15 protein-coding genes and 1 pseudogene are annotated in these 17,013 nt (G+C 72.5%); 14 read left to right on the top strand and 2 right to left on the bottom strand.

Translation table 11 applies throughout. From position 1 onward, the window contains the following. Positions 1-129 precede the first annotated feature (129 nt). Positions 130-1,007: pseudogene (locus ACZ4TR_RS27920) on the top strand (RNA polymerase sigma-70 factor). Here the strand turns inward: ACZ4TR_RS27920 and ACZ4TR_RS27915 are convergent. Then, positions 1,004-2,341 (bottom strand): MFS transporter, encoded by a 1,338-nt coding sequence (locus tag ACZ4TR_RS27915; RefSeq protein WP_465289830.1) that lies wholly within the window; start codon positions 2,339-2,341, stop codon positions 1,004-1,006. The pseudogene ACZ4TR_RS27920 and the gene ACZ4TR_RS27915 sit on opposite strands and share 4 nt — an antisense overlap. Positions 2,342-2,441: 100 nt before the next feature. On the opposite strand from ACZ4TR_RS27915, the gene ACZ4TR_RS27910 reads away from it, so the two are divergent. The 8 genes from ACZ4TR_RS27910 to ACZ4TR_RS27875 are packed head-to-tail and all read left to right on the top strand — an operon-like array spanning position 2,442 to position 9,508. Then, a complete protein-coding gene (locus ACZ4TR_RS27910; RefSeq protein ID WP_465289828.1) occupies positions 2,442-2,933 on the top strand; it encodes a MarR family winged helix-turn-helix transcriptional regulator in 492 nt (163 codons plus the stop codon). Positions 2,934-2,985: 52 nt separating this feature from the next. Continuing rightward, positions 2,986-3,915 carry a hydroxymethylglutaryl-CoA lyase gene (locus ACZ4TR_RS27905; RefSeq protein ID WP_465289826.1) on the top strand — a complete coding sequence of 310 codons (930 nt, stop codon included), beginning with the start codon at positions 2,986-2,988 and terminating at the stop codon, positions 3,913-3,915. Next, the gene (locus ACZ4TR_RS27900; RefSeq protein WP_465289824.1) at positions 3,912-4,631 is read left to right on the top strand and encodes an enoyl-CoA hydratase/isomerase family protein; all 720 of its coding nucleotides are present in this window, start codon (positions 3,912-3,914) and stop codon (positions 4,629-4,631) included. Before ACZ4TR_RS27905 ends, ACZ4TR_RS27900 begins: the two co-directional genes overlap by 4 nt. Next, positions 4,628-5,818: a CaiB/BaiF CoA transferase family protein gene (locus tag ACZ4TR_RS27895; RefSeq protein ID WP_465289822.1), complete on the top strand. Its 1,191-nt coding sequence runs from the start codon at positions 4,628-4,630 to the stop codon at positions 5,816-5,818. Before ACZ4TR_RS27900 ends, ACZ4TR_RS27895 begins: the two co-directional genes overlap by 4 nt. Next, positions 5,815-6,567: an enoyl-CoA hydratase/isomerase family protein gene (locus ACZ4TR_RS27890; RefSeq protein WP_465289820.1), complete on the top strand. Its 753-nt coding sequence runs from the start codon at positions 5,815-5,817 to the stop codon at positions 6,565-6,567. The genes ACZ4TR_RS27895 and ACZ4TR_RS27890 overlap by 4 nt, the downstream gene beginning before the upstream one ends. Then, positions 6,564-8,144: an AMP-binding protein gene (locus ACZ4TR_RS27885; RefSeq protein ID WP_465289818.1), complete on the top strand. Its 1,581-nt coding sequence runs from the start codon at positions 6,564-6,566 to the stop codon at positions 8,142-8,144. Before ACZ4TR_RS27890 ends, ACZ4TR_RS27885 begins: the two co-directional genes overlap by 4 nt. Next, positions 8,141-9,091, top strand: a complete 951-nt coding sequence (locus ACZ4TR_RS27880; RefSeq protein ID WP_465289816.1) for an NAD(P)H-dependent flavin oxidoreductase — start codon at positions 8,141-8,143, stop codon at positions 9,089-9,091. Before ACZ4TR_RS27885 ends, ACZ4TR_RS27880 begins: the two co-directional genes overlap by 4 nt. 9 nt (positions 9,092-9,100) lie before the next feature. Continuing rightward, positions 9,101-9,508 (top strand): DUF6892 domain-containing protein, encoded by a 408-nt coding sequence (locus ACZ4TR_RS27875; RefSeq protein WP_465289814.1) that lies wholly within the window; start codon positions 9,101-9,103, stop codon positions 9,506-9,508. 75 nt (positions 9,509-9,583) lie between these two features. On the opposite strand, the gene ACZ4TR_RS27870 is transcribed toward ACZ4TR_RS27875, so the two are convergent. Then, complete coding sequence (locus tag ACZ4TR_RS27870) at positions 9,584-10,288, bottom strand: alpha/beta fold hydrolase (RefSeq protein WP_465289812.1); 705 nt, start codon at positions 10,286-10,288, stop codon at positions 9,584-9,586. A gap of 122 nt (positions 10,289-10,410) precedes the next feature. Here ACZ4TR_RS27870 and ACZ4TR_RS27865 point away from each other — a divergent pair, with 122 nt between their 5' ends. The 5 genes from ACZ4TR_RS27865 to ACZ4TR_RS27845 all read left to right on the top strand — a co-directional run bounded on the left by ACZ4TR_RS27865 (position 10,411) and on the right by ACZ4TR_RS27845 (position 16,908). After that, positions 10,411-10,968: a TetR/AcrR family transcriptional regulator gene (locus tag ACZ4TR_RS27865; RefSeq protein WP_465289810.1), complete on the top strand. Its 558-nt coding sequence runs from the start codon at positions 10,411-10,413 to the stop codon at positions 10,966-10,968. A 118-nt stretch (positions 10,969-11,086) separates the two neighbouring features. Continuing rightward, positions 11,087-12,643, top strand: a complete 1,557-nt coding sequence (locus tag ACZ4TR_RS27860) for an FUSC family protein (RefSeq protein ID WP_465289808.1) — start codon at positions 11,087-11,089, stop codon at positions 12,641-12,643. A gap of 43 nt (positions 12,644-12,686) precedes the next feature. Continuing rightward, complete coding sequence (gene ligD, locus ACZ4TR_RS27855) at positions 12,687-14,660, top strand: DNA ligase D (protein WP_465289806.1); 1,974 nt, start codon at positions 12,687-12,689, stop codon at positions 14,658-14,660. Positions 14,661-14,915: 255 nt separating this feature from the next. Next, positions 14,916-15,767, top strand: coding sequence for a geranyl diphosphate 2-C-methyltransferase (locus tag ACZ4TR_RS27850; protein ID WP_364527630.1), 852 nt, complete (start codon positions 14,916-14,918; stop codon positions 15,765-15,767). A 25-nt stretch (positions 15,768-15,792) separates the two neighbouring features. After that, the gene (locus tag ACZ4TR_RS27845; RefSeq protein WP_465289804.1) at positions 15,793-16,908 is read left to right on the top strand and encodes a family 2 encapsulin nanocompartment cargo protein terpene cyclase; all 1,116 of its coding nucleotides are present in this window, start codon (positions 15,793-15,795) and stop codon (positions 16,906-16,908) included. The last annotated feature ends 105 nt before the right edge of the window (positions 16,909-17,013 follow it).

Genomic DNA, 17,013 nt, shown 5'->3' with positions numbered 1-17,013 from the left:
GTTCGTGGCACGGACGACCACGAGATGCCGGCCCACCCCCGGCCCGTGACAGTGACGACGGTCACGGTCACACGGCGGCCGCGGCCGGCATCTGGTGGGAAACTCCGCGAGACCGAAAGAGGAGCCACCATGGCCGACCCCGCCACCGAGGTGTTCCTCGCCCACCGGAACTTGCTGTTCACCGTCGCCTACCAGATGCTCGGCTCGGCGGCCGACGCCGAGGACGTCCTGCAGGAGACCTGGCTGCGCTGGGTGGGCGTGGACCGGGCCGCGGTGCGCGACGAGCGCGCGTACCTGGTCCGGATCACCACGCGCCTGGCGCTGATGCGGCTGCGGACGCGTGCCCGGCGCCGGGAGTCCTACGTCGGCCCGTGGCTGCCCGAGCCGCTGCTGACCGCGCCCGACGTCGCCGAGGACGTCGAGCTGGCCGACAGCGTGTCGATGGCGATGCTGCTGGTGCTGGAGACGCTGACGCCGGCCGAGCGCGCGGTGTTCGTGCTGCGCGAGGTGTTCGACCTGGGCTACGACGAGATCGCCGACGCCGTCGGCAAGACCCCGGCCGCGGTCCGCCAGATCGCCCACCGCGCGCGGTCCCACGTGGCCGCCCGCCGGCCGCGCGGCGCCGTCTCCCCCACGAGTCCCGCGACGCGCTGGCGGCGTTCCAGCGCGCGGTCGAGACGGGCGATCTGCAGCACCTGCTGGACATCCTCGCCCCGGACGTGGTGTTCCTCGGCGACGGCGGCGGAGTGGTCCCGGCCCTTCCGGAACCGGTGGTCGGCTCCCCGGCGGTGGCCCGCCTGCTCACCGCCGGCCTCGCCGGCTTCGCGCGCGGCTCGCTGACGGCGGCCCAGGTCAACGGCCACCCGGCGCTGGTCCTCCGCCGCGACGGCGAGGTCGACACGGTCCTGGCGCTGCGCATCGACGACGGCCTCGTCACGGGCCTGTACGCGGTGCGCAACCCGGAGAAGCTGTCGCGTTTGGACGAAGAAACCCCCTTGCGCCGCTAGTGATGTTTCTCCCTGAGGTCCCCGGCTTTCACCCCCACCAGCAGCACCGCCACCGCCAGCAGCACGATCCCCGCGCTGATCACCAGCCCCAGCGACAGGCTGCCGGTCGACGCCTGGATGAACCCCAGCAACGACGGTGACGCCGCCGCGAACGAGCCCATCGACGTCACCACCGCGATCCCCGTCGCCGCGGCGCGCTCGCTCAGGTAGATCGACGGGATCGAATAGAACACCGTCAGGCCGGAATAGTGCGCCGCCGCCATCACCGCGAGCAGGATGACCACCACCAGCACACTGCCGCCGGCGAACGCCAGCGCCAGCATCGCCGCCGCGGCCACCAGCCAGCTCACCGCCGCGTGCCAACGCCGCTCGAGCGTCCGGTCGGAGTGGCGGCCGACCACCAGCATCACGGCGATGCCGAGCAGCGGCGGGATCGCCGAGAAGAACCCGAGGTTCAGCACGTCGCCGACGCCGGCCTCGGCGATGATCCGCGGCGTCCAGTACGAAACGGCGTTGGCCAGCGTGTAGGCCCCGCACGCGCACAGGCCGAGGATCCAGACCTTCGGGTCGCGCAGCGCCGAAAGCATGCCGCCGTGCTGGGCGACGGGCTCCTCCTTCGAGAGCCGCTCGGCCTCCAGGTCGGCCCGGACCAGAGCCTTCTGCGCCTGCGTCAGCCACTTCGCCTGCTCCGGCTCGTCGACGAGGAAGAACGCCACCAGCACGGCGAGCAGGATCGGCGGGATCCCTTCGATGAGGAACAGCCACTGCCAGTCGGCCAGGCCGGCGACGCCGCCGAGCGCGTGCATGATCCAGCCGGAGACGAGCGAGCCGAGCACGCCCGACACCGGGACGCCGATGAAGAACACCGCGGTCATCCGCGTCCGGCGCGCGGACGGGAACCACCGCGACAGCAGGTAGAGCGCGCCGGGGAAGAAGCCCGCTTCGGCGACGCCGAGCAGGAACCGGGCGATGTAGAACGTGGTTTCGTCGCGCACGAACAACGTCACGATCGTGACGACGCCCCAGGTCGCCATGATCCGGACCAGCGTCTTGCGGGCACCGATCTTCGCCAGCAGGGCGTTGCTGGGGACTTCGAAGAGGATGAAGCCGACGAAGAACAGCGTGACGCCGAGCCCGTAGACCGCCGACCCGAAGCCGAGGTCGCGCTTGAGCCCCTGCTGCGCGATGCCGATGTTCGTCCGGTCGATGAAGCTGACGACGTAACAGACGACGAGCAGCGGCATGACCCGCAGGGCGATGGTCCGGTAGGTGGACGCGCGGCCGGCGTCGCCGACTGCTGGTGGCCGTCCGGTGACGGCGGGGTGTTCGGCCACGGCTACTCGACTCCTTCGTCAGGCGGGGCGTGCGGCGCCAGTCTCGGCATCCGGTGTTGTGTTTGTCAACACCTGATCGGCAACGGCTACGATGACCGCCATGGCGGAACGCGCGGACGGCCGGGACCTGGTGCCCATCTCCGGACTCCTCTCCTACCGGCTCTCCCGCACGTCGTCGGCGATGTCGCGCAGCGCCGCGCTGCGCTACCGGCGGGAGTTCGACGTCAGCCTCGGCGAATGGCGGGCGATCTCGCTCATCGCCGCCGACCCCACCCTGACCCTCAACCGCTTAGCCCGCCGGGCCGGGCTGGACAAAGCGCAGATGAGCCGGGTGGTCAGCCGCCTGACCGAACGCGGGCTGGTCGACCGGACGACCGGCTCGGGCCGCACGTCCCAGCTCGCCCTCACCGCCGAGGGCACGCGCGTCTACCGGGGCCTGATCGCCGCGGCGAACGAGCGCGACGCGGAGTTCCTCGCCGCGCTGACCCCCGAAGAGGCGGCGACCCTGAGCGGCGCGCTGGACAAGCTGGCCGACCTGGCCCTGGCCGTCGAGGACCGTGAGCGCGCCCACGCCTCCGGCGTCGACTGTTGACTTTATCAACAGAGCCGCGTAGTTCTGGAGCCACCGAACAGGAGGTGGCCCGATGCCCGACGCCGTCACGATCTGCGAGTGCTTCGCCCGCGACGGGCTGCAGCACGAGCCGGAGTTCGTGCCGACCGCAACGAAGGTCGCGCTGCTGGACTCCTTCGCGGACGCGGGGTTCCGGCGCATCGAGGCGACCAGCTACAGCCACCCTGCCCGCGTTCCCGGCTTCGCGGACGCTTCCGAGGTCTTGGCGAAGATCCGGCGTCGCCCCGGCGTCGCCTTCAAGGCGACCTGCCCGAACCCGCGCGCGGTGCGGCGCGCCCTCGACGACCTCGACGCCGGCCACGGCGCCGAAGAGCTGAGCCTGCTGGTCTCGGCCAGCGAAAGCCACACCGAGCGCAACCTCCGCACGTCCAGAGCCGGGCAGTGGGAGCGGGTCGAAGAGATGGTCGAGCTGGCCGGGGGCCGGTTCAAGCTGGTCGGCGTGGTCTCGGTGGCGTTCGGCTGCCCGTTCGAGGGCGCCGTCGATCCCGGCCGCGTCGCCGAGGACGTCGCCCGCTTCGCCGGCCTCGGCGCCGACCTGGTCACCCTGGGCGACACGACCGGCGTCGCGACTCCGGCGTCCGTACGCGCGTTGTTCGCCCGGCTGAACGCCGGGCCGCCCGTGGTCGCGCACTTCCACAACACCCGCGGCACCGGCATCGCCAACGCCGTCGCGGCCCTCGAGGCCGGCTGCCGGAACTTCGACACCGCGATGGGCGGCGTCGGCGGTCACCCGTCGACGATCCGGTACGGCGCCGGGCTCACCGGCAACGTCTGCACCGAAGATCTCGTCAGCCTGTTCGCCGCGATGGGCGTCGACACCGGCCTCGACCTCGACCTGCTGGCCAAGGCGTCAGCCGCCTGCGAAGACGCGCTCGGCCGTCCCCTGCACAGCATGGTGGCCCGCGCCGGCTTCACCCCGACCCCGAACCAGGAGACCCCGTGACCGTCATCGTCGAGGACCACGGACCCGTCCGCGTCCTGACCCTGAACCGGCCCGAAAAGCTCAACGCGCTCGACACGGCGCTGACCCGCTCGCTCAGCGCAGCGTTCACCGCCGCCGACGCCGACCGGGACGTCCGCGCGGTCGTGCTCACCGGCGCCGGCCGCGGCTTCTGCGCCGGAGCCGACCTCGGCGAGTTCTCATCCCTGACGCCCGAGCACGCCGACGCCGTCCTCGAGCGCGCCGCGCTCACCGCGAAGTTGCAGGTCCAGGCGCGGCAACTGCGCGTCCCGGTCGTGGCGGCCGTGCGCGGGGCCGCGGTCGGCGGCGGCGCGGGGCTGGCCATCGGCGCGGACATGGTCGTCGCCGGCACCGACCTGAAGTTCGGCTACCCCGAGCTCAAGCACTCGATCGTTCCCGCGCTGGTGATGACCGGGCTCGTCCAGCACCTGGGCCGCAAGCTCGCGTTCGAGCTGGTCAGCACCGGCCGCCTGCTCACCGCGGCCGAAGCCTTCGAGCACGGCCTGGTCAACCGCGTCGTCGCACCGGACGAGGTACTGCCCGCCGCGCTGGAGATCGCCGAGCAGTGGGCCAAGGTCGAGCCGCGGGCCATCGCAGCCGCGAAGGACCTGCTCTACCGCGTCGCCGACCTGCCGACCGACGCCGCGATGCGCGCCGGCCAGGACGTCAACGCGCTGATGCGGGGGTTCCGCGCATGACCGGCCCGCTGTCCGGCATCACCGTGCTGGACTTCTCCCGCGTCCTCGCCGCTCCCCTGGCGACCCAGGTCCTCGCCGAGCTGGGCGCCACCGTGATCAAGGTCGAGCGGCCGGGGTCCGGCGACGAGACCCGCGGCTTCGAACCTCGGCTGCCCCACGGCGAAAGCGCGTACTTCTTCGCGTTCAACCGCGGCAAGAAGTCCGTGACGCTCGACCTCAAGAACCCTCGCGGCCAAGAAGTCGCGCGAAAGCTGGCTTCACGCGCCGACGTCGTCGTCGAGAACTTCCTGCCCGGCGCGATGGACCGTCTCGGCCTCGGGTACGCGGACCTCTCCGCCGCGAACCCCGGGCTGGTCTACGTCTCGGCCACCGGGTTCGGGCAGACCGGCCCGGACCGCGACCGCAAGGGCTACGACACGGTCTTCCAGGCGCTGTCCGGCGTGATGGCGATGACCGGCGAGCCGGCCGGGCCGCCGTCGAAGACCGGGATCCCGGTGGCGGACCTGACGTCCGGGCTCTGGGTGGTCATCGCGGTGCTGTCCGGGCTGGCCGGGCGCACGACATCGAGCCGGGGCCGCCACCTGGACGTGTCCATGATGGACGTGCAGCTGAGCCTGCACGCCCTCAACGCCGCCCGGCTCTTCGCGCTCGGCGAGGACCCGGTGCGGACCGGCACCGAGCACCCCGGCCGCGTGCCGTCGGCCGCGTTCCAGGCCGGTGACGGCGAATGGCTGCACATCAGCGGCAGCGACCAGCACTGGGGTCCACTGTGCACGGTCCTCGGCCTCGACGACCTCGCCGCGGATCCCGCGCTGCGCGGCAACTCCGGCCGGGTCGAGCAGCGCGCGCGGGTCATGAAGGCGCTGCGCGGCGCCATCGCCCAGCACGACCGGGACCCGCTCGTGAAGGAGCTGCGCGCGGCCGACGTCCCGGCCGGCGCGGTCCGCTCGGTGCGGGAAGCCCTCGCCGATCCGCACGCCCTCGCGCGCGGGGTCGTCGGCGAGTTCACCCACCCGTCGGAGGGGACGTTCCCGGCGCTGCGGACGCCGTTGCGCGAGACTGCGGGAGAGGCTCCGGTGCCGGGCGTGCCCCCGCTGCTCGGCGCCGACACCGACGACGTCCTGGCGGAGCTGGGGCTCGCCCCTGCCGAAATCGAGGACCTGCGGACCGACGGGGTGATCGGATGACCGAGCGCGTGTGCGTCTCCTCCGAAGACGGCATCGCCCGGGTCGAGCTGGCCCGGCCCGAGGCCCGCAACGCCCTCGACCTGCCGATGTGCCACCAGCTGCGGGAGGCGTTCGAGTCGCTCGACGACGACGTCCGGGTGGTGCTGCTGAGCGGCCGCGGGCCGGTGTTCTGCGCGGGCGCCGACCTCAAGGAACGCGCCGGCAAGGACGCCGCCTGGGTCCGACGCCGCCGCGTCGCCTCCTTCGCCGCGTACTCGGCGATCGAGCAGTGCCGGGTGCCGGTCGTGGCTCTCGTGCAGGGCGCGGTCGTCGGCTCGGGCGGCGAGATCACCCTCGCCGCCGACTTCGCGCTGGCCGCTTCGGGAACCGTCTTCCGGTTCCCGGAGCCACACTGGGGTACCGTCGGCGCGACCCAGCGCCTGCAGCGCGCCATCGGCAAGCGCCGGGCCAAGGAGCTGCTGTTCACCAACCGCGCGCTCGACGCCGAAGAGGCCGCCGACCTCGGCGTCGTCACCCGTGTCGTGCCGGGTGACGAGTTGCGCGCGGCCGGGGACGAGACGGCCGCGAGCATCGCGAAGGCACCGCCGCTGGCCATCTCGCTCACCAAGCGAGCGGTCGACCTCGGCTCGGAAACCGACCTCGACCGCGGGATCCGGATCGAAATGGCGGCCATCGAACAGTGCCTCGCCGACGGCGGCTGGCGCGACGGCGTCGCCCGCTTCACCGCCGGGAACGGAGAACCGCGATGACCGACCTGCGCACCGCCTGCCCGCTCACCACCCACGAGGTCCTCGCCCGCGCGGCCCTGCTCGCACCGGACGTCGAAGCCGTCGTCACGGCTTCGGAGCGGATCACCTACGGCGAGCTGGCCGCCCGGGTCACCCGGATCCGGGCCGGGCTGGCCGCCGCCGGGATCGGCCGCGGCGACCGCGTCGGCCTCTGCCTCGGCAACGGCCCGGACTGGGTGGCGCTGTTCCACGCGATCGGCGCGGCGGGCGCGGTCGCCGTGCCGGTCAACACGCGGTTCACCGCCGACGAGGTGCGGTACACGCTCGAGCACGCGCGGGTGCGCACGCTGTTCGTCGCTTCCCGGGTGCTCAATGTGGACTTCGCCGGGATGCTGCGGGAGATCGGCGTCGAGTCGCTTCCTTCCTTGGAGAAGGTCGTGGTGCTCGGCGACGATGTACCTGCTTTCGCTTCTTCGTGGGACGAGTTCCTTTCCGTTCCTTCGGAGGCTCCCGCGCCGGCCGGTTCTCCGGACGACCTCCTGCTGGTGCAGTACACCTCCGGGACGACGTCGCGGCCGAAGGGCGTCCTGCTTACCCACCGCAGCATGTGCGCGGACGCGTTCTTCTCCGGCGCGCGGATGGGACTGCGCCCCGGCGACCGGTTCCACTCGGCGCGGCCGTTCTTCCACGTCGCCGGCAGCACGCTGTCGGTGCTCGCGTCGGCCCAGCACGCGACGACGCTGGTGACGATGCCGAAGTTCGAGCCGGAAGAAGCGTTGCGGCTGCTGGAAACCGAGCGCTGCACGCATTTCTCCGGCAACGACACCATCGCGCTGCTGCTGCTCAACCACCCCTCGCGCGCGCAGCGCCGGTTGTCGCTGCGCGGCGCGTGGGTGGCGGCGTCGCCGACCGTGATCCGGCGGGTCATCGACGAGCTGGGCGCGCACGAATGCGTTGCGGGGTACGGGCTTTCCGAGGCGTCGCCGAACGTCGCGCAGTCGGCGTGGTGGGAGCCCCCGGAGATCCGCGCCTCCGGGGCGATGGCCGTGCAGCCGGGGATCGAGGTGCGGATCCGCGCGTTCGACGCCGACCGTGACTGCGGCCCGGGCGAGCCGGGCGCGGTGCTGGTGCGCGGCTGGAACGTGATGGCGGGCTACCTCGACGACCCGGTGAAGACGGCCGAGACGATCGACGCGGACGGCTGGCTGTCCACCGGCGACGTCGGCCTGCTCGACGAGTCCGGGCGGTTCCACTTCACCGGCCGGACGAAGGACATCATCCGCGTCGGCGGCGAGAACGTGGCGCCCGCGGACATCGAGGACACCCTGCACCGGCACCCGCTGGTCCGGCAGGCGGCGGTGGTCGGCGTCCCGGACGCGCGGCTGGTGGAGGTGCCGTTCGCGTTCGTCGTGCTGACGTCGCCCGAGATCACCGAGGCCGAGCTGCTGGGCTGGGCGCGGGCGCGGATGGCGGGGTTCAAGGTGCCGCGGCACCTGCGGATCGTCGACGGTTTCGAGGGCATCGGGATGACGGCGAGCTCGAAGGTGCAGAAGAACCGGCTGGCCGCGCACGCGCGTTCCCTGCTGGAGGAGGCGTGATTTCCACCGCAGTGACCCGGTTGCTGGGCATCGACCTGCCGATCGTGCAGGCCGGGATGTCGTGGGCGTCGTCGAGTTCGGCGTTGCCCCTGGCCGTGTCGAACGCGGGCGGCCTCGGCGTGGTGGCGGCGGGCCCGATGCGGCTGCCCGATTTGGACCGCGTGCTGGAGGAAATGACGGCGGGCACGGACAAGCCGTGGGCGGTGAACCTCCCGCTGTACCGCGCCGGCGCCGACGAGGTGATCGACCTGGTGCTGCGCCACCGGCCGCCGGTCCTGATCGCGTCGCAGGGCGGGCCGCGGCGGTACCTGGCCCGGTTCCACGACCTCGGGACGCGCTGCCTGCACGTGGTGGCCGGAGTGGACCATGCGGTGAAGGCGGCCGCCGCCGGCGTGGACGGGCTGGTGGTGGTCGGCGCCGAGGCGGGCGGGCACCCCCCGCCCGCGATGGTCGCGACTTCGGTTTTGGTGCGGGCGGTGGCCCGGGCGGTTTCCGTGCCGCTGATCGCTTCCGGCGGCATCGCCGACGGTTTCGGATTGGCGGCGATGCTGGCCCTGGGCGCGGACGCCGCCCAGTTCGGCACGCGGTTCCTGGCCAGCACGGAGGCGTCGGTGCACCCGGCGTACAAGGACGCGGTGCTCTCGGCCGGCGTCGACGGCACGCGGACGGTCGGCCAGGGCCTGGGCGTCATCCGGGCCCTGGACAACGACTTCACCACCCGGATGCTGTCCCTGGAGGCGTCCGGCGCGGACGAGCCGTTGCGGCGCAAGACTTTCCAGGCGTCTTCGTTGAAGGACGCGGCCCTCCACGGTGACGTCGCGGAGGGCAAGCTCGAGGCGGGGCAGTCGGCGGGCTTGATCGACGCGGTGCTCCCGGCGGCCGGGATCGTGGCCGGGATCGTGCGGGAGTACGGGGAAGCCCGCGCCGGCCTCCCGCCGGTCGGCTAGGTTGCCGGGGTGTTCCGAGACTTCAACTTCAAGCTGGTCGTCGTCGAAAAGCTGATGTACGACGACCAGGTGCTGACGCCGGCGTTCCGCTTCGCCGACCTGGTTCCGGGCGACGCCTGGCAGTACGTGTACGACCGCGGGCTCGCCTACCAGGTGCAACCCGAGGCCCGTGCGTACTTCGAGGCACTGGACATCAGCCCGGAGCTGCTCGCGACCGTCGACGAGCTGGTCCTCGACGGCGGTCTGCAGGTGTACCACGAGTGCGCCCCGGTGTGGGATGGCGAGGACGACCTGTTCGACATCACGTCGCTGGCGGACCTGGCTCTGGTTCCCCGTCTGCGCCGGGTGGTGAATGCGGAGTTCCTGGGTCCTGACCTGCGGGCCGAACTGGAGTCGCACGGCATCGAAGCAGCCTGACGCACGCGGGCGCCGGCGCCCGCCGCGGCTTCGCCGTGCGGACCGGGGCGGTCCCGGTCCGCACGGCGGCCGAACTCACTCCGTGGCGTCGGCCGCCGCCGTGATCACCTCGGCCACCGTGGCCGGCTGGGAGACCGCGACCGCGTGCGACGCGTCGATCCGGCGGACCGTCGAGGACGCGCGCTCGGCCATGAACTCCTGCGCCGCCGCCGGGATCGCGTTGTCCTGGTTGGCGATCAGCGTCCACGACGGGAGCTTCGTCCACGCGGGCGTGCCCTCGAACGGCGCCGCCAGTGCCTGCTGCGCGACCGGCCTCTGGGTGACCGCCAGGATCGCGGCGGTCTCCGCCGGGACGTCGGCCGCGAAGACCTCGGCGAAGTCCTCCAGCTTGATCGACAGCTCCGGCGCGTCGCCGTGGACCAGGACGTTCGTGGTGTCCGGGCCGAGCTTGGCGCCCGGGTAACGGCCGGACAGCTCGAAGACGCTCTCGCCCGCGTCGGGCTGGAACGCGGCGATGTAGACCAGGGCGCGGACGTTCGGCGTCTCGGTGGCCGCGCGGGTGATCAGCGCTCCGCCGTAGGAGTGGCCGGCGAGGACCACCGGGCCTTCGACGTTCTTGACGACGTCCGCGACGTAGGCCGCGTCGGACTCGACGCCGCGCAGCGGGTTGGCCACCGCGACGACCGGGAAGCCCTGCTCCCGCAGCTTCGCGACGACGCCGGTCCAGCTCGACGAGTCGGCGAAAGCGCCGTGGACCAGGACGATGGTGGGCTTGCTCATGGCTGGCTCCTCAGAGAGAACGACTGGTCTTTCTGTCTGCATACTCTGGCCGCCCGGGACCGCCGTGGCAATGTGACGTAGCCGATCTGGCAGAACGACCAGTCTTTCTCTATGCTCGCGAGATGAGGTCTGCCGAGGTGCACCCGAAGGACCGGTTGCTGGCCACCGCGTCCCGGCTCTTCTACGCCGAGGGCATCCACGCGGTCGGCGTCGAGCGCCTGGTCAGCGAGGCGGCGGTGACGCGGGCGACGTTCTACCGGCACTACCCCACCAAGGACGACCTGGTGGCGGCGTACCTCGCCGAGACGAGCCGGCAGATCCGCGCGGCGGTCGACGAGGCCCGCGCGGGCAAGCCGCCTCGCGAAGCGCTGGCGTCGGCGCTGGCGGTGGTGGGCGAAGCGACGTGCGGCGAGGATTTCCGCGGCTGCCAGTTCCTCAACGCGGCGGCGGAGTACCCCGACGCCGAGTCCCGGGTCCGTCAGGTGATCGACGACCACCGCCAGTGGTTCTTCGAGGTCCTCCGCGACGAGGCGGCGGCACTGGGCCACCCGGAACCCGACCACGCGGCCCGGGTCCTGGTCCTCCTCCGCGACGGCGCCCTCCACGGCGGAGAACTGGACGACGCGAAGACGGTGCGGGCCACGCTCCGGCGCGCGGTCGAGGACTTCTTCCCCGCCTGAGCCGGCGGAAGCGACACGGCCTGGGGGGCAGCCGTGGCCTCTCCGTCCCGAGGCGACCGAACTCACTCCCGCGCTTCCCCACCCGGGCCACCACCTCCGCCCGTGCTGGAATGAAGCCGTGCCGCCCGAAGACCCGCTTCCCCGCACCGTCCGGCCACGGGCCCTGCTCTTCGCCCTGCCCGCCGCCGGACGCCGGTGGAGTGCCGGGCTCCGGGCCGCGGCCGCGGTCGCGATTCCCGGCGCCGGCACCGTCCTCGCCGGACACGCCGACGTCGCCCTCTTCGTCACCTTCGGCGCCTTCGCCGTCCTCTACGGCGAAGGCCGCCCCTACCGCGTCCGGACCCGGGTCGTCCTCACCGCCTCCGCCCTGCTCTTGCTCGCGGCGGGACTCGGCACGGCCGTCGGCGGCATCAAGTCCCCAGCGGCCATCATCGTCGTGGTCACCGCGGTCGCCGTCCTCGCCGTCTACACCGTCGACGCCCTGCGCCTCGGGCCGCCCGGCGCGCTGTTCTTCGCGCTCGTCTGCGGCGGCGCGCTGGTGGCGACCGAAGCCGGCGCCGACCCCGTGACCCTGCTCGGCTGCACCGCGCTCGGCTGCACGTCCTCCGTCATCGTGTCGATGGCCGGCCGGAGCAAGCCGGAGCGCATCGCCGTGCAGAAGGCGGTCAAGGCGGTCGACGCGGTGACCGAAGACGCCGGCGTGGAAGCCCGCCACGCCGCGGGCTCGGCGATCTCCGCGGCCTGGAACGCGGTCCACGACGCCCGCCAAGGCCCGGACTCCGACCTGGCGAAGACGCTCATCGCCGCCCACCGGCGGTTCGCGGACGCGACCGGCGGCGAAACCGGCGTGCTGCCCCTTCCCCGCCCCAGCGTCGGCTACCGGCTGCGGCGGTCGGCGTCGCTGCGCTCCCACGCCACGGTGACGGCGCTGCGCGTGGGCGCCACCTGCGCGCTCGCCGGGAGCCTCAGCGCCTCCCTCGGGCTGACGCGCCCGCACTGGGCGATCCTCAGCGCGCTGGTCGTCCTGCAGCAGGGCACCGACCGCGTCCGCGCGAACGTGCGCGGCCTGCAGCGCTTCGCCGGGACCGCCGTCGGCCTCGGCGTGTTCGCCGGGCTGTCCCTGCTCGAACCCACCGGCCTCGCCCTGGTCGCCGCGATCGCCGGGCTCCAGTTCTGCATCGAGCTGTTCGTCCCGCGCAACTACGCGGTGGCCGTCGTGTTCATCACGCCGGTGGCGCTGCTGGCCGGCGGCGCCGCGGTGACCGGCGCGGTCGGCCCGGTGATCCGCGACCGCCTGGTGGAGACCCTGATCGGTGTCGCGCTCGCGGTGCTGTCGCAGTACCTGCTCGCCCCGAAGGCGCACCGCGGGACGTTCCACTGGACCGAAGCCCGCGTCCGCGCCACGGCCCGGACCCTGCTCGCGCACGGCCCGGCGGCCCCCGTTCACCGGCGCGACCTGCAGTTCGAGCTGGAAGGCACGACCCGGGCCGCGATCGACTCGGCCCACAACGACCCCGCCTGGACGCGGCGGCACTGGCCCGCGCACGCGAAGCTCGTCCACCTCGGCTACGACCTGCTCGCGGCCTGCTGGGCGACCGCACCGGGCGCGCCGCTCGCGGGTGACTGGGAACAGGCGTTCAAACAGCTTTCACCTGCGAAGACCCAGCGGAACTAGGCCGAACGGGTTACCGTCGAGGAAGCACAGACGGAGGTCCGGCATGGCTGCTCACGACGCGTCGCGCGTTCCGGCGTGGATCGAGCCGATGCTGGCCAAGGCCGACGGCGGCCGGCTGCGCAGCGGCGCCGAGTGGGCCTACGAGTACAAACTGGACGGCTACCGCGCCGCCATGCGGATCGCCCCGGACGGCACCACCGTCCTCACCAGCCGCAACAACATCGACTTCACCGCCGAGTTCGCCGACCTGGCCGGAGTCCTCGACCTCGGCGGGCAGGCCGCCCACCTCGACGGCGAGGTCGTCGTCTACGGCGACGACGGCCGGATCGACTTCGAGCTCATGCAGGAACGCCGCGGCCGCTGGGTCCGCCACCAGAGCGCGCCCAAGGGCATGCTCTTCGACGACATCCCGGTCCGGTTCCTCGCCTTCGACCTGCTGCGGCTGGGCGAGCGCGACCTGCTGAAGGAGCCGTACGACGAACGCCGCCGCCTGCTGGCCGCCCTGCCGATGCCCGATCCCTACCGCGTTTCGGTGGTCCGCGCCGTCACCTTCGACGAGCTCGCCGCCGACCGCCGCACGCCGGCGGACTTCCTGGCCCACGCCGCGGCCGCGGGCTACGAAGGCGTCGTCGCGAAGCTGCGCAGCTCCGCCTACCTGCCCGGGCAACGGCCGGACTCCTGGCTCAAGCACCCGCTGATCCGCACCCAGGAGGTCATCGTCTGCGGCTGGCGCCCCGGGCAGCGCAGCTTCACCGGCACCCTCGGCGGCCTCCTGCTCGGCGCGCACGACCCCGCCACCGGCGCCCTCGTCTACATCGGCGACGTCGGCACCGGCTTCAGCCAGGCCGCCCGCGCCGACCTGGTGGCGCAGCTCCAGCCGCTCGAACGTCGCACCCACCCGTTCGCGACGACGCCGCCGCGCGAGGACACCGTCCGCGCCCGCTGGGTCGAGCCGCGGCTCGTCGGCGAGATCGTCTACCGCCAGTTCACCCGGGCCGGGCGCGTCCGCCACACCGCGTGGCGCGGCCTGCGGGCGGACAAGAAACCCGACGACGTCGTCGCTCCCCGCGCCGGCACTCCGGAGCCGGCCGCGCCGCCGCCTCCCGAGCCGATCGGCCGGAAGATCACCGTGCGGGCCGGGAACCGGCAGCTCACTCTGTCCAATCTGGACAAAGTGCTGTACCCGGCGGACGGGTTCACCAAGGGCGAGGTGATCAACTACTACTCGCGGATCGCGCCTATCCTGCTGCCGCACCTCGCCGGCCGGCCGGTGACGTTCATCCGCTACCCCGACGGGGTCGACGGCGAGAAGTGGTTCGAGAAGAACGTCGCCCACGGCGCGCCGTCGTGGCTGCGCACGGTCCGGCTGCCGAGCACGGGTTCCCGCGGCAGCGGCGACACCATCGACTACCCGCTCCTCGACGACCTCCCGGCGCTGGTCTGGTCGGCGAACATGGCGGCGCTCGAGCTCCACGTTCCACAGTGGACCGTCGAGGCGGAGACCAGGCAACCACCCGACCGCCTGGTGTTCGACCTGGATCCCGGACCGGGGACCTCGGTCGTCGACTGCGCCCGCGTCGCCGAACGCCTCCACGACGTCCTGACCGCCGACGGGCTGACGCCGTACGCGAAGACCTCCGGGTCGAAGGGAATGCAGCTGTACTGCGGCATCCGGACCGAGGACGCGTCGGCGCCGTCGGCCTACGCCAAGCGGCTCGCGCAGCAGCTCGCCCGGGAGACGCCCGATTCGGTGACCGCGGTGATGGCCAAGGCGCAGCGCGGCGGGCGGGTCTTCATCGACTGGAGCCAGAACAACCCGGCCAAGACGACGGTCGCGCCGTACTCCCTGCGCGGCCGTGACCACCCGACCGTGTCGACGCCGGTCACGTGGGACGAGGTCCGCGCCTGCCGCCACGTGAACCACCTGACGTTCACCGCCGACGAGGTCCTGGACCGCGTCGAAGAGTATGGTGATCTGCTCGCCGGCCTCGACGAGAGCCGCGCGCCCCTCCCCTGAACCCGCGGTGACGACCCACTGTCGCACCACGTCATCCCAACGAGTTGTCCCCGATCTCGAACGGGGCGCGGGGGAAAGCGTCAGGCCACCCCGCGCACGGGTGTCGCTGGGCCAGACGGGCAACGCCCGGCGAGCGCGAGTGAAGCTCCTTGTCCCCGCGAATCCTTCCTCGCTAGCGTCGGTGGGGAGGGGACGATGCCGGGCGTCCGGACCGTTTCCTTGCCCGCCAAGGAAAAACGAACGAGGAGTTTCTCGATGACGGCTCTCGACCAGCCCGTGACCCGCACCGCGTACCAGCAGTCGGTCGCCGACTACTGGAACGCGGAAAAGGACCCGGTGAACCTCCGGCTGGGCGATGTCGACGGTCTGTACCACCACCACTACGGCCTCGGCGACTACGACCCGGCCGTCCTCGACGCCCCGGAAGACCAGCGCGACCAGGCGATCATCGCCGAGATGCACCGGCTCGAGACCGCGCAGGCCGACGTCCTCCTCGACCACCTCGGCCCGATTGGCCCGGGTGACCGGCTGCTCGACGCCGGCTGCGGCCGCGGCGGCACCAGCGTCATGGCCCACCAGCGCTTCGGCTGCCAGGTCGACGGGATCTCCATCTCCGAGCAGCAGGTCGGCTTCGCCAACGAGCACGTCCGCCGGCGCGGGATCGACGGTTCGGTGCGCTACCACCTGCGCAACATGCTCGACACCGGCTTCGAGTCCGGCGTGTTCCAGGGCATCTGGAACAACGAGAGCACGATGTACGTCGACCTGCACGACCTGTTCGCCGAGCACGCGCGGCAGCTCAAGCCCGGCGGCCGGTACGTGACGATCACCGGGTGCTACAACGACGTCACCGGCGGCCGGTCGCGCGCGGTGAGCCAGATCGACCAGCACTACATCTGCAACATCCACGCCCGCGGCGACTACTTCAAGGCGTTGTCGGACAACGGGTTCGTCCCGATCACCGTCGTCGACCTGACGGCCGCGACGATCCCGTACTGGGAGCTGCGGGAGCGGTCCTCGGTCGCCACCGGCGTCGAGAAGCCGTTCCTGACCGCCTACCGCGAAGGCAGCTTCCACTACCTGCTCATCGCCGCCGACCGCGTCTGAGGCGGGCGTGCCGAGGGAGAGCACCATGACGACCGGGACCACGTGTCCACAGTGGGCCACCGGGGGCGCCGCGAGCCTGCTCGCGGGCCCGTTCGGCCTCGGCACGGCCGCGGCGCGGATCGCGACCCAGTTCGCGCCGGCGCCCGGGCAGGATCCGGCCTACGCCCACCTGCCGTGGGGTGACGGCAGCGCGACGCCGTTGTACTGCCCAGTTCCCGGGCGGATCGACGACGCCCTCGCCGGGGAGGTCGACCGGCGGCTGGTCGCGTGGGCCGGGGACTGCGGGTTCACCGGCGCGGGCCTGGACCAGATCGCCCACGCCGGGTTCGGCCGGCTGGTGATGCTCGCCCACCCCGACTGCGACGACCCGGACCGGCTGCTCGTCGCGGCGCAGCTGAACGCGACGTGGTGGGCGGCCGACGACTACTACGCCGACGACAGCACGCTGGGCGCGGCGCCGACCGAGCTGCCGCCACGCCTGGCGCTCGTCATGGCGGCCATGGACCCGGTCGCGCCGGCCGGGGAGTTCTCGGCGCCCCTCGACGAAGCCCTGCGGGCGGACCCGATCCTCGTCGGGCTGCACTCGGCGATCGGCCACCTGGGCCGGCACGGCTCCCCCGTGCTGGTCCAGCGGGTCTGCTACGCGACGTTCGCAATGTTCGTCAGCTGGGACGCCTACGCGGCGTGGCGCCACACCGGCCGCTACCCACCCGCGTGGGAGTACCTGGCGGCCCGCCAGCACGACAGCTTCTACACGTCGATGACCCTGGTCGACGCCGTCGGCGGCTACGAGCTGCCCGCCCCGTTCTACTACGACTCGCGCGTGCGGGAGGCGATGATGCGGGCCGGGACGGCGTCGGTGCTGGTCAACGACCTGCATTCGGTGGCCAAGGACGCCGCCGACGAGAAGCCGGTCTGCAACATGGTGCTGCAGATCGCCGCGGACCGCGGCTGCTCGGTCGAGGAGGCCGTCGAGGCCACCGTCGAGCTGCACAACAAGATCGTCCACGAGTTCGAGGACGGCCACCGGGACCTGATGGCGGTGCCGTCGCCGGAACTGCAGCGGTTCCTCGTGGGTGTCCGTTCCTGGATGGGCGGCGGCTTCACCTGGCACGCCACCAATCCCCGTTACCAGTCTTGACCTACAGATGATTGGGTGGTTCTCGCTGTGACTGTCACCGACCCGGTGGACACCGACCAGGCACCGCTGAGCCTCGGACGGGCCGCGGCCCGCACCCTGGCCACG

The organism is Amycolatopsis sp. NPDC028719, assembly GCF_055565395.1.
This window is presented reverse-complemented; position numbering and strand designations above follow the sequence as displayed.